The organism is Streptomyces sp. NBC_00322 (assembly GCF_036147535.1).
Classification (GTDB): Bacteria; Actinomycetota; Actinomycetes; order Streptomycetales; family Streptomycetaceae; genus Streptomyces.
The window spans coordinates 2,601,389-2,614,744 of sequence record NZ_CP108019.1; the positions used below are offsets into that span (position 1 = coordinate 2,601,389).

Genomic DNA, 13,356 nt, shown 5'->3' on the forward strand with positions numbered 1-13,356 from the left:
CGGTGGCTCCCTCCTCGGACCGCGTAGCCGCATCCTTCACGCCCCACCGTACCGCCTCGTGCCGCGGCCGTGCGGGGAGCGATGTCGTGTTCACTCAGGGCTGCAAACATCAAGTCCCCCCGTTCTGTTCCGTATCCTGTGTCCGCGCATTTTCGTGGAGTTCGCCCGAGAGCAGTTCGAGCACGCTCCGTACACTCTCTCTACGGATGTCCACCCGGCCACCGTTCAATCGCAGAGCGGCGACCTTCCCGGTGCCGTCCGGTCCCGCGACCGCCACATAGACCGTCCCGACGGGCTGCCCGTCCTGCGGTTCGGGGCCCGCCACACCCGTGGTCGCGATGCCCCAGGAAGCGCCCAGCAGCTCCCGCGCACCGGCCGCCATCTGCCGCGCAACCTCGGGATCCACTGCGCCGCGCTCCGCCAGAAGGGTCCCGTCGACGCCGAGAACATCCCTCTTCAGAGTGGTCGCGTACGCCGTCACGGAGCCGCGGAAGGTCTTCGAGGCTCCCGGTACGGCGGTCAGCTCGGCGGCCACCAGACCGCCGGTGAGCGACTCGGCGACGGCCAGCGTCTCGCCACGCTCCGCAAGCAGAGCAAGCACCCGAGCCGCGGTCGTCACCGCGTGTCCCCCGCCGCGGCCCGTTCCGCCGCCAGTCCCCTGCGCCTCAGCACAATCGCCTGTCGCACATAGTCGAGGCCGGTGAGCACCGTCAGCACAACGGCCACGGCCATCACCCAGAAGCGAAGAGTGGCCAGCGGCCCGGTCAGCGCCAGGACGTACATACCGACCGCCGTGCCCTGCGCGAGGGTCTTTATTTTGCCACCGCGACTGGCGGGAATCACTCCATGCCGGATCACCCAGAACCGCATCAGCGTGATTCCGAGCTCCCGGAAGAGGATCACTCCGGTCACCCACCACGGCAGATCGCCGAGCGCCGACAGGCAGATGAGCCCGGCCGCCATGATCGCCTTGTCGGCGATCGGGTCGGCGATCTTCCCGAAGTCGGTGACGAGGTTGTACGCACGCGCCAGGTGGCCGTCGAAGATGTCGGTGATCATGGCGACGGCGAACGCCGCCCACGCCCAGGCCCGCCAGGCCGGGTCGTAGCCGCCGTCCTGGAGCATCAGCACGACGAAGGCGGGCACGAGCACCAGCCGCACCATGGTGAGGATGTTGGCGATGTTCCAGAGGCTGGCCTGATTGACCGCCGCAGCGCCCAGCTTGCCGCCGGGCGCCGGCCTACCGGTGCCGCCCCCCGCGGATGCCGGCACTCCGGTCATCTGCCTGCCTCCTCGGGAAGACATTCGGCCACCAGGTCGACGCCTTCCGTATCCACTGCCTTTGCCAAGACGATACGGCCGGGCACAAGCCCGTCGCTCGTGGTGAAGACGACCTGGCCGTCCGTCTCGGGAGCCTGGTGCAGCGCACGGCCCACCGCACCGTCCTCGCCGTCCACCGACTCGACGAGCACCTCGAGCGTCTCGCCAAGACGCTCCTCCGCGCGCTGGGCGGTCAGCTCCTCCGCGAGCCGCGACAGGTGGTCGAGGCGCTCGGCGATGACGTCGGCGTCGAGCTTCTTGTCGTACGAGACCGCCTCCGTGCCGTCCTCGTCGGAGTAGCCGAAGACGCCGATGGCGTCCAGGCGCGCCTCGGTGAGGAAGCGTTCCAGTTCGGCGAAGTCCGCCTCGCTCTCGCCGGGGAAGCCGACGATGAAGTTGGACCGCACGCCCGCCTGCGGAGCCTTGCCGCGGATGGTCTCGAGCAGCTCCAGGAAACGTTCGGTGTCGCCGAAGCGCCGCATCGCGCGCAGCACGTCGGGCGCGGAGTGCTGGAAGGACAGGTCGAAGTAAGGGGCGATCTTCGGTGTCGAGGTGAGGACGTCGATCAGCCCCGGCCGCATCTCTGCGGGCTGCAGATAGCTGACCCGCACCCGCTCGATGCCGTCGACCTCGGCGAGCTCGGGCAGCAGGGTCTCCAGCAGGCGGATGTCGCCGAGGTCCTTGCCGTACGAGGTGTTGTTCTCGGAGACGAGCATGACCTCCTTGACGCCCTGCTCGGCCAGCCAGCGCGTCTCGCCGAGCACGTCGCTCGGCCGCCGCGAGATGAAGGAGCCACGGAAGGACGGGATGGCGCAGAAGGAGCAGCGCCGGTCGCAGCCGGATGCCAGCTTCACGGAGGCGACGGGGCTGGTGTCGAGCCGGCGGCGCAGCGGGGCGCGCGGCCCGGAGGCGGGCGCGACGCCTTCCGGAAGATCCGCCGGCGCACCGTGCCCCGGCAGCGCCACGTCCGTGCCGGCCTCCTGGCGCTCGACCGGGCTCAGCGGCAGCAGCTTGCGGCGGTCGCGCGGGGTGTGCGAGGCGTGGATGCCGCCGTTGAGGATGGTCTGCAGGCGGTCGGAGATGTCGGCGTAGTCGTCGAAGCCGAGCACACCGTCCGCCTCGGGCAGCGCCTCGGCCAGCTCCTTGCCGTACCGCTCGGCCATGCAGCCGACGGCGACCACGGCCTGGGTCCGGCCTTGGTCCTTGAGATCGTTGGCTTCGAGAAGGGCGTCGACGGAGTCCTTCTTGGCGGCCTCGACGAATCCGCAGGTGTTGACGACTGCGACATCCGCGTCGGAGGCTTCCTCGACGAGCTCCCAGCCGTCCGCTGCCAAGCGGCCTGCAAGCTCCTCCGAGTCCACCTCGTTACGGGCGCAGCCAAGAGTGACAAGGGCGACGGTACGGCGTTCGGGCATGGGCTCAAGACTACTTTGTCCTGACCCACGCCCCTGCCCCCAGGGTTATGGGCCCCTCCACGCCTTCCGGGCTAGCCGACCTCGGGGTCGCCCTTGGTGTAGGAGAGCCGCTCGACCTGGCCCGTCTCGAACTCGTCCTCGACCTTCTTGCCGTTCACATACAGCTCGATCGCGCCGGCGTTCCCCAGGATCAGGTCGACCCGCTCGTCGTCCTGGAAGGTCTTGGACTCGCCTTTGAGGAGGGTTCCGTCGAAGAGCAGCTTGCCGTTGTGCGACTTGGCGGAGATCCAGCTCTTGTCGTCCAGGACGGAGAGCTTCACCGTCACCTTGTCCTTCGGCACCGCCGCGATGGCGCTGTCGGAGGGGGTTGGATCGACGGGCTTGGTCGTGGCGGGCTTGGTCGGAGTGGGCTTCTGTTCGGGCGCCGGGCCCTCCGCCACATGGTTGCCCTTGTCGCCGCTGTCGCCGCCGTTGACGAGCGTGAAGCCGACGAAACCGATCACCGCGACGATCGCGGCGACCATGGCGGCGGTCCAGTTGGGACGGCCGCGTTCGGGACGGATGCGCTCGGCCTCGAAGAGCGGCGCGGCAGGTGTGGGGGCGGGACGGCCGCCATGGTCCGCGTCGTACTGGGCGACGAGCGGATCGGGATCGAGCCCGACGGCACGCGCGATCGTGCGGATATGACCGCGCGCGTAGACGTCGCCGCCACAGCGGGAGAAGTCGTCCTGTTCGATCGCATGCACGATCGGGACGCGCACCCGAGTGGAGGCGCTGACCTCGTCAACGGTCAGACCTGCGGCGGTGCGGGCTTCCTGGAGCGCACGTCCGATCGAAGGCCGGTCGTCTTCAGCCGAGGGTTCGACTGAAGGCCGGTCGTCTTCGGGGGAGTTGCCGATGGACACGGGGGCGCCTTTCGAGCGTGTAGCCACCTGCTGGAGGTTCAGTCTATGGGTGGTACGAAAGGGTGGGGCAACCGGGCGGAGGGAGTTTGTACGCCATCAGAATGGCGGGCCATCTCGATGATGGGACATCTGCCTGTCCCTCCCTCCAACTTGACGTACGACTAAGGGAAACGGTTGCTCTCAGAACCATTACGACTCGGACTCGCCGCGTATCACGGCGAGCACTCCGTCCAGCTCATCAGGTTTCACCAGAACGTCGCGCGCCTTGGAGCCCTCGCTCGGCCCGACGATGTTCCGCGACTCCATCAGATCCATCAGTCTTCCCGCCTTCGCGAAGCCCACACGCAACTTCCGCTGGAGCATCGACGTGGACCCGAACTGGGTGGACACAACCAGCTCGGCCGCCTGGCAGAGGAGATCGAGGTCGTCGCCGATGTCCTCGTCGATCTCCTTCTTCTGCTTGGTGCCGACCACGACGTCCTCGCGGAAGACGGGCGCCATCTGATCCTTGCAGTGCTGGACGATCGCCGCGACTTCGTCCTCGGTGACAAAGGCGCCCTGCATACGGGTGGGCTTGTTGGCACCCATCGGCAGGAAGAGGCCGTCGCCCTTGCCGATCAGCTTCTCGGCGCCGGGCTGGTCGAGGATGACCCGGCTGTCGGCGAGCGACGATGTCGCGAAGGCCAGCCGTGAGGGCACGTTCGCCTTGATCAGACCGGTGACGACATCGACGGACGGCCGCTGGGTCGCCAGCACGAGATGGATGCCGGCGGCGCGAGCCAGCTGGGTGATGCGGACGATGGCGTCCTCGACGTCGCGCGGCGCGACCATCATCAGATCAGCGAGCTCGTCGACGATGACCAGCAGATAGGGATACGGCGTGAGCTCGCGCTCGCTGCCCTGCGGCGGCTTGACCTTGCCGTTCCTGATGGCCTCGTTGAAGTCGTCGATATGGCGGTAGCCGTACGCCGCGAGGTCGTCGTAGCGCAGATCCATCTCGCGCACGACCCACTGCAGCGCCTCGGCGGCCCGCTTGGGGTTGGTGATGATCGGCGTGATCAGGTGCGGAATGCCCTCGTACGCGTTGAGCTCGACCCGCTTGGGGTCGACGAGCACCATGCGTACGTCCTCCGGGGTCGCCCGCACCATGACCGAGGTGATCAGACAGTTGATGCAGGAGGACTTTCCGGAGCCGGTCGCGCCCGCGACCAGGACGTGCGGCATCTTGGCGAGGTTGGCCATCTCGTAGCCGCCCTCGACGTTCTTGCCGAGCGCGACCAGCATGGGGTGGTCGTCCTCCGCCGCGTCCGCGAGGCGCAGCACGTCGCCGAGCTTGACCATCTCGCGGTCGGAGTTCGGGATCTCGATGCCGACCGCGGACTTGCCGGGGATGGGGGAGATGATCCGTACGTCGGGGCTGGCGACGGCGTACGCGATGTTCTTGGTGAGCGCGGTGATCCGCTCGACCTTCACGGCCGGGCCCAGCTCCACCTCGTACCGCGTGACCGTCGGACCGCGGGTGAAGCCGGTGACCGCCGCGTCGACCTTGAACTCCATGAAGACGTTGCTGAGCGAGGCGACGACCGCGTCATTGGCGGCGCTGCGCGTCTTGCCGGGGCCACCGCGCTCCAGCAGGTCCAGGGACGGCAGGGCGTAGGTGATGTCGCCGGAGAGCTGAAGCTGTTCGGCGCGCGGCGGCAGGGGCTGCGACTCCTCGGGCGCGGGCTTCGTCAGATCCGGTACGGATCCCTTCGACCCGCTCTGCTTCGGCTCGGGCTCCTCGGGCTCGCGCGCGCCCGGCAGGCTCGCGGCCCGTCGGCGCTCGGCAGTGACATCACGCGTGAGGTCGGCGACCAGCGGGGAGGGCGGCATGCCGTTCAGTACGGCACCGTCGAGCGCGGCGGCTGCCGCCGCGGCCACGTCCACGGCGTCCATCGGACGGTCCATGGCGGGCTGCACCGAGGGCCTGCGCGGCCGTCTGCGCCTGGACAGCGCCTCCTGCTCGGCGTGGTCCGGGTCGTAGTCCGCCGGGGCTTCGCTCCGGCGCGCGGAGGAGCGGCGCGCACGCCCGGGCACGGCCTCACGCCACTGCTCCTCGTAGCGCTCGTCGTCGGTGGCCTCGCCGTCCGCCCCCGGCTCGTCCACCGGGTGGACGATGCCCAGCTTGGATCCGAGCAGCCGCAGCCGCTGCGGAATCGCGTTGACGGGGGTCGCGGTGACGACGAGCAGCCCGAAGATCGTGAGCAGCACCAGCAGCGGTACGGCGAGCACCTCGCCCATGGTGAAGATCAGCGGCTTGGACGCGGCCCAGCCGATCAGCCCGCCCGCGTCCTGCATCGCCTCGGTGCCTTCCCCGCGGCCTGGCGAGCCGCAGGCGATATGAACCTGGCCGAGCACGCCGACGACGAGCGCGGACAGTCCGATCACGATCCGGCCGTTCGCCTCGGGCTTCTCGGGATACAGGATCAGCCGTACGGCGATCGCGGCCAGCAGTATCGGCACGAGCAGATCGAGCCGGCCGAAGGCTCCGGTCACCAGCATCTCGACGAGATCGCCGACCGGGCCGCTCAGATTGGACCAGGTACCCGCGGCGACGATCAGGCCCAGGGCGAGGAGCAGCAGCGCCAGGCCGTCCTTGCGGTGCGCGGGGTCCAGACCCTTGGCGCCCCGCCCTATGCCGCGGAACATCGCGCCCACGGTGTGGGCGAGACCGAGCCAGAGGGCGCGCACGAGGCGGTACACGCCCCCCGTGGGGGACGGTGCGGGCTTCGGCGCGGCCTTCTTGGCCGCCGCCTTCTTCGCGGGTGCTTTCTTCGTGGGCGCGGTCTTCTTCGGGGCGGCTTTCTTGGCGGGCGCCGCCTTCTTCGCGGCACCCGTCGTACGGCCGGCCCGCGGTTTCGCGGTGCCCGCCGCGCCCTGGGAACCCTTGCCGGACGTACGTGAGGCCATGATGGTGAGGTTACCGGTGTCGACCGCAGTGGACACGTGTGCCTACTGCTTCACCCGTTCGTGTCGTCGTCCGGGGGCCGGAGACTGACGGTCCCTCAAGCTCCCGGTGCCGGTTCAGTTCTGCGAGGGCAGCGTCGGCGTACCACCGCCGGCGCCCGGCTCCAGCGCGTCGAGCGCCCGGCGCAAACCCGTGAGTTTGCGTTCGAGATGGGCTGCGGTGGCGACGGCGGCGGCATCGGCCGAGTCGTCGTCGAGCTGCTTGGACAGCGCTTCGGCCTGTTCCTCAACTGCCGCGAGCCGTGCGGAAAGCTCGGCGAGCAGCCCCGCGGGCTCCTTGCTGTTCCCCGCCGGGTGTCCGCCGCCCTCCAGCTGGAGGCGCAGCAGCGCGGCCTGCTCACGCAGTTGGCAGTTCTTCATGTACAGCTCGACGAAGACCGAGACCTTCGCGCGCAGTACCCACGGGTCGAAGGGCTTGGAGATGTAGTCGACCGCACCTGCGGCGTAACCCCGGAAGGTGTGGTGCGGGCCGTGGTTGATCGCGGTGAGGAAGATGATCGGGATGTCCCGGGTCCGCTCCCGCCGCTTGATGTGCGCGGCCGTCTCGAATCCGTCCATGCCGGGCATCTGGACATCCAGCAGAATGACCGCGAAGTCGTCCGTCAGCAGCGCCTTGAGCGCTTCCTCCCCTGACGATGCCCGCACCAGTGTCTGATCGAGCGCGGAGAGGATCGCCTCCAGCGCGAGCAGATTCTCCGGCCGGTCATCGACCAGGAGGATCTTGGCCTTCTGCACCATGGCCCGTCCTCCTCGCCCCGGAAGTGCACCGGGCGCCGCCCCAGGGGACGACTCCCTTGCGTCGCCCGTCCTTGTGCCGGTCATGGTAGCCGCACCCCGCCTGTCGCCACACCCTGTCACCGTGATGTCACTGTGCACGTAGCAGAAACGTAGCGGGAGACCAGAAGGTTCCCCGAATACCGCCGTCTCACACGCCTTCGGCCACAGTCAGTCAGCAACTCGCGGCGATCCGGGCAGGGATCGCTCACTCCCCGCGCATCCATTGCTCCATCACCGAGAGCAAATGGTCCGGATCAACCGGCTTGGTGACATAGTCGGAAGCGCCGGACTCGATGGCCTTCTCGCGGTCGCCCTTCATCGCCTTCGCGGTCAGCGCGATGATCGGCAGACCGGCGAACTGCGGCATCCTGCGGATCGCCGTCGTCGTGGCGTACCCGTCCATTTCCGGCATCATGATGTCCATCAGTACGACCGTCACATCGTCATGCTGCTCCAGGACTTCGATGCCCTCCCGGCCGTTCTCCGCGTACAGCACCGACAGGCCGTGCTGCTCCAGCACGCTGGTGAGGGCGAAGACATTGCGGATGTCGTCGTCGACGATGAGCACCTTCTCGCTGTCGAACACGAAGGTGCGCCTCGCCTCCGGCGCCTCCTGGCTGCCGTTCGCCGCGGCCCACTGCTCCGAGCCGGGCGCCGTGCCCTGGCGCCCGGGCAGGGCGTGCCGCTGGTCCACGGAGCCGAGAGCGTTGCGCCGGCGCCGGAACAGGGCCGCCGGACCCGCGTGGGCGTCCAAGGGCCCCGTCGGCTCCTGGTGCCCCTGCGGGATGAAGTCCTCCCCACCGTCATCGGCGCTGCCGCGCAGCGGATCGGCGGCGCCGGGGGCGAGCTGCGGGTAGCCCTGCGGCGGCAGTTCGCTCGGGTGAAGGGGCAAGTAGAGAGTGAATGTCGAGCCGCGGCCCGGTTCGCTCGCCGCGTGGATCTCACCGCCGAGCAGCCGCGCGATCTCCCGGCTGATCGACAGACCCAGGCCGGTGCCGCCGTACTTGCGGCTGGTCGTGCCGTCCGCCTGCTTGAACGCCTCGAAGATCACCCGCATCTTGCCGGCCGCGATCCCGATCCCGGTGTCCGTGACGGAGAAGGCGATCAGATCGGCGTCCGCGTCCCGCAGCGAGCCCGCCTCCAGCAGCTGCTCGCGGATCGACTGCGGCACATCGGCGCTCGCCGGCCGGATCACCAGCTCAACCGCGCCGCTGTCGGTGAACTTCACCGCATTGGACAGGAGGTTTCGCAGCACCTGCAGCAGTCGCTGCTCGTCGGTGTGCAGCGTCGCGGGCAGCTCCGGCGACACCCGTACGGAGAAGTCGAGACCCTTCTCCGCGGTCAGCGGCCGGAACGTCGCCTCCACATAGTCGACGAGCTGCACCAGTGCGATACGAGTCGGGCTGACGTCCATCTTGCCCGCCTCGACCTTCGACAGATCGAGGATGTCGTTGATCAGCTGCAGCAGATCGGACCCCGCGCCATGGATCGTCTCGGCGAACTCCACCTGCTTCGGCGAGAGATTGCCCTCGGCGTTGTCCGCGAGCAACTTGGCCAGGATCAGCAGGGAGTTGAGCGGCGTACGCAGCTCGTGCGACATGTTCGCCAGAAACTCCGACTTGTAGCGCATCGAGACCGCGAGCTGCTCGGCCCGCTCCTCCAGCACCTGCCGCGCCTCTTCGATCTCGGTGTTCTTCACCTCGATGTCGCGGTTCTGCTGCGCCAGCAGCTCGGCCTTCTCCTCCAGCTCGGCGTTGGAGGCCTGCAGCGCCTTCTGCCGGTTCTCCAGCTCCGCCGAGCGCTCACGCAGCTGCTCGGTCAGCTCCTGCGACTGCTTGAGCAGCACCTCGGTCTTCGTATTGACGCTGATGGTGTTGACGCTCGTCGCGATCATCTCGGCGATCTGGTTGAGGAAGTCCCGCTGGATCTGAGTGAAGGGCTGGAACGACGCCAGCTCGATCACTCCCAGGACCTTCCCCTCGAAGAGCACCGGAAGCACGATCACATACGCCGGAGAGGCCTCCCCGAGCCCCGAGGAGATCTTCAGATAGCCCGGCGGCACATTGACCTGGATGGTCCGCTTCTCCTCGGCCGCGGTGCCGATGAGCGTCTCGCCGGGACGGAACGAGGTCGGCATCAGACCGGCGGAGTAGCCGTAACTGCCGCGCATGCACAGCTCGTACGACAGCTCCCCGCCCCCCGGCACATCCGCGCCGCCGCCCGTCGGCATCGCCAGGAAGAACGCGCCGTGCTGCGCCGAGACGACCGGCGTGAGCTCGCTCATGATCAGCGAGGCCACGTCGTCGAGGTCGCGGCGGCCCTGCATCAGACCGGAGATACGAGCCAGGTTGCCCTTCAGCCAGTCCTGTTCCTCGTTGGCGAGGGTGGTGTCGCGGAGGTTCGCGATCATCGTGTTGATGTTGTCCTGCAGGACCTGGATCTCGCCGGCCGCGTCCACGTCGATCTTGAGGTTCAGATCGCCGCGGGTCACCGCGGTCGCCACGGCCGCGATCGCGCGCACCTGGCGGGTCAGGTTCCCGGCCATCTCGTTCACCGACTCGGTGAGGTCGCGCCAGGTGCCGTCGACGTCCCGGACCCTGGCCTGACCGCCCAACTGCCCGTCCGTGCCCACCTCGCGGGCCACGCGGGTCACCTCTCCGGCGAACGAGGACAGCTGGTCGACCATCGTGTTGATGGTGGTCTTCAGCTCCAGGATCTCGCCCCGGGCATCGATGTCGATCTTCCGGGTGAGGTCGCCCTTGGCGATGGCGGTGGTGACCGTGGCGATCTGGCGCACCTGGCCGGTCAGGTTGGACGCCATCGAGTTCACGGACTCGGTGAGGTCCTTCCACGTACCGGAGACGCCCGGCACATGGGCCTGGCCGCCCAGTTCGCCCTCGGTGCCCACCTCGCGGGCCACTCGGGTCACCTCGTCGGCGAACGAGGACAGCGTCGTCACCATCGTGTTGACGGTCTCGGCCAGCTCGGCGACCTCGCCGCGCGCCTCGACCGTCACCTTCTTGGTCAGATCACCGTTGGCGACCGCCGCGGAGACGCGGGCGATGTTACGCACCTGATTGGTCAGGTTGTTGGCCATCAGGTTGACGTTGTCGCTGAGGTCCTTCCAGATGCCGGTGACGCCGCGCACCCGCGCCTGACCGCCCAGGACACCTTCCGTACCCACCTCACGGGCGACCCTGGTCACCTCGTCGGCGAAATCCAGCAGCTGGTCCACCATCGTGTTGACCGTCGTCACCAGTTCGAGGATCTCGCCCTTGGCGTCGACGGTGATCTTCTTCGACAGGTCGCCCTTGGCGACCGCCGTGGTCACTTCGGCGATATTGCGCACCTGTGAAGTCAGGTTGTTCGCCATGAAGTTGACGGACTGGGTGAGGTCCTTCCAGGTGCCCGAGACACCCTGCACTTCGGCCTGGCCGCCCAGGATGCCCTCGGTGCCCACCTCGCGGGCCACCCGCGTGACCTGCTCGGCGAAGTTCGAGAGCTGGTCGACCATCGTGTTGAGGGTGTTCTTCAGCTCCAGGATCTCGCCCCGGGCATCCACGTCGATCTTCTGCGACAGGTCACCGCGGGCCACCGCGGTGGCGACCTGCGCGATGTTACGGACCTGACCGGTGAGGTTCTCGGCCATTCCGTTCACCGAGTCGGTCAGATCACGCCATACACCGGCGACGCCCGGCACCTGCGCCTGGCCGCCGAGACGGCCCTCCGTGCCCACGTCCCGCGCCACCCGGGTCACCTGCTCGGCGAAGGCCGAGAGCTGGTCGACCATCGTGTTGATGGTGTTCTTCAGCTCCAGGATCTCGCCCCGGGCATCCACGTCGATCTTCTGCGACAGGTCACCGCGGGCCACCGCTGTCGTCACCTGAGCGATCTGCCGCACCTGCGAAGTCAGGTTCCCCGCCATGAAGTTGACGGAGTCGGTCAGTTCCTTCCAGGTACCGCTGACGCCGTCGACCCGCGCCTGGCCACCCAGGATGCCCTCCGTGCCCACGTCCCGCGCCATCCGCGTGACCTGGTCGGCGAACGAGGACAGCTGCGACACCATCGTGTTGACGGTGTTCTTCAGCTCCAGCATCTCGCCCGCGACATTGACCGTGACCTTCTGCGACAGATCACCATTGGCGACCGCGGTCGTCACCTGGGCGATGTCCCGCACCTGGCCGGTGAGGTTACGGAACGCGGTGTTCACCGAGTCCGTGAGGTCCTTCCAGGTGCCTGCCGCGCCCGGCACTCCGGCCTGCCCGCCGAGGCGGCCCTCGACGCCGACCTCCCGGGCCACTCGCGTCACTTCGGAACCGAAGGCCGAGAGCTGGTCCACCATCGTGTTGACGGTGTTCTTCAGCTCCAGCATCTCGCCCGCGACATCGACCGTGACCTTCTGCGACAGATCACCGTTCGCGACCGCCGTTGTCACCTGGGCGATGTCCCGCACCTGGGTGGTCAGATTGCGGAAGACGGTGTTCACCGAGTCGGTGAGGTCCTTCCACGTCCCGGCTGCTCCCGGCACCTGCGCCTGCCCGCCGAGCAGACCCTCGGCCCCGACCTCGCTCGCCACCCGGGTGACCTCGTCCGCGAACGTACGCAGCGTCTCGGTCATCTGATTGATGGTCTCGGCGAGCTGGGCCACCTCACCCCGCGCGCTCACCGTGACCTTCTGCGACAGATCACCATTGGCGACGGCGGTCGTGACCTCGGCGATGCCGCGCACCTGCGAGGTCAGATTGCCGGCCATGGTGTTCACCGAATCGGTGAGGTCCTTCCACACACCCGCCACACCGGGCACGGTGGCCTGGCCGCCGAGTTCGCCCTCAGTGCCGACCTCCCGGGCCACCCGGGTGACCTCGGAGGAGAAAGAGGACAGCTGGTCGACCATCGTGTTGACGGTGTTCTTCAGCTGAAGCATCTCGCCGGCCACATGGACAGTGACCTTCCGCGACAGATCGCCCTTGGCCACGGCCGTGGTGACGAGAGCAATGTCACGCACCTGAGCGGTCAGCCGGTACGCCATGGTGTTGACCGAATCCGTGAGGTCTTTCCACGAACCGGACATACCGCGCACCTGTGCCTGGCCGCCGAGCTTGCCCTCGGTACCGACCTCCAGCGCCACCCGCGTCACCTCGTCGGTGAACGCCGACAGCTGGTCCACCAGGTTGTTGACGGTACGGGCGACCTTCAGGAATTCGCCGCGCAGCGGCCGTACGGACCCGTCCGTGCCGTCCGGGGCGTGCGAGCGCAGCTCCATACGCTGCTCCAGGTCGCCCTCGGCGACCGCCGAGAGGACCCGCCCCACCTCGGACACCGGACGCGCCAGATCGTCCACCAGCGCGTTCGAGGCGTCGATGGCGGCCGCCCAGGAGCCCTCACAGGCCCCTGTCTCCAGCCGCTCGGTCAGCTTCCCCTCGCGCCCGACCATCCTGCGTACGCGTGCGAGCTCACCCGTAAGGTGCAGATTCCGCTCCGCCACCTCGTTGAAAACGGCGGCGATCTCGGCCATCACGCCGTCGCCGGACACCGTCAGGCGCCGACGGAAGTTCCCGTCCCTCATCGACACCAGAGCCGCCAGCAGCCTGTTCAGGGCCGCCGAATCGACTTCGGTTGTCCCATTGTTCCGGGACCGTCCGCCTTTTGCGCGCGTGTTGTTGGCACGCGCCGCCACGCCAGACTCCACCGTGTCCCTCCCGCAGGGGTTGACCGTACTGCCCGGGCTGTCTCCGGAAGCCTGCCCAGTGTTTCACCATGGCCGAACCAGGCCATAACAGTTCGGCAGCTTCGCATAGCGTCCCCGCCCCCGGTAGGCGGAAACAGTCTCGACCGGCATCCGCTCGGACAGCGAAGGTAAGTAACCTGGCATCCGGCTGTCCAACCGCCCCGGTCCGCCCGGCGGGGGTGGTGTGGGGCGAGTACTAGCACCG

Annotated in this window: 7 protein-coding genes; all 7 read right to left on the reverse strand. The window is 68.3% G+C overall.

Annotated elements, in window-relative coordinates; all coding sequences use genetic code 11:
• Nucleotides 1-109: 109 nt before the first annotated feature.
• Nucleotides 110-619 (reverse strand): CinA family protein, encoded by a 510-nt coding sequence (locus tag OG905_RS11675; RefSeq protein ID WP_328667668.1) that lies wholly within the window; start codon nucleotides 617-619, stop codon nucleotides 110-112.
• Nucleotides 616-1,281, reverse strand: coding sequence for a CDP-diacylglycerol--glycerol-3-phosphate 3-phosphatidyltransferase (gene pgsA, locus OG905_RS11680; RefSeq protein WP_328667669.1), 666 nt, complete (start codon nucleotides 1,279-1,281; stop codon nucleotides 616-618). Before pgsA ends, OG905_RS11675 begins: the two co-directional genes overlap by 4 nt.
• The gene (gene rimO / locus OG905_RS11685) at nucleotides 1,278-2,735 is read right to left on the reverse strand and encodes a 30S ribosomal protein S12 methylthiotransferase RimO (RefSeq protein WP_328667670.1); all 1,458 of its coding nucleotides are present in this window, start codon (nucleotides 2,733-2,735) and stop codon (nucleotides 1,278-1,280) included. Before rimO ends, pgsA begins: the two co-directional genes overlap by 4 nt.
• 71 nt (nucleotides 2,736-2,806) lie before the next feature.
• A complete protein-coding gene (locus tag OG905_RS11690) occupies nucleotides 2,807-3,640 on the reverse strand; it encodes a helix-turn-helix domain-containing protein (RefSeq protein ID WP_328667671.1) in 834 nt (277 codons plus the stop codon).
• Nucleotides 3,641-3,829: 189 nt separating this feature from the next.
• A complete protein-coding gene (locus OG905_RS11695) occupies nucleotides 3,830-6,589 on the reverse strand; it encodes a DNA translocase FtsK (protein ID WP_328667672.1) in 2,760 nt (919 codons plus the stop codon).
• A 114-nt stretch (nucleotides 6,590-6,703) separates the two neighbouring features.
• Nucleotides 6,704-7,384: a response regulator gene (locus OG905_RS11700; RefSeq protein ID WP_266489058.1), complete on the reverse strand. Its 681-nt coding sequence runs from the start codon at nucleotides 7,382-7,384 to the stop codon at nucleotides 6,704-6,706.
• A gap of 244 nt (nucleotides 7,385-7,628) precedes the next feature.
• Nucleotides 7,629-13,112, reverse strand: a complete 5,484-nt coding sequence (locus OG905_RS11705) for a HAMP domain-containing protein (RefSeq protein WP_328667673.1) — start codon at nucleotides 13,110-13,112, stop codon at nucleotides 7,629-7,631.
• Nucleotides 13,113-13,356 lie beyond the last annotated feature (244 nt).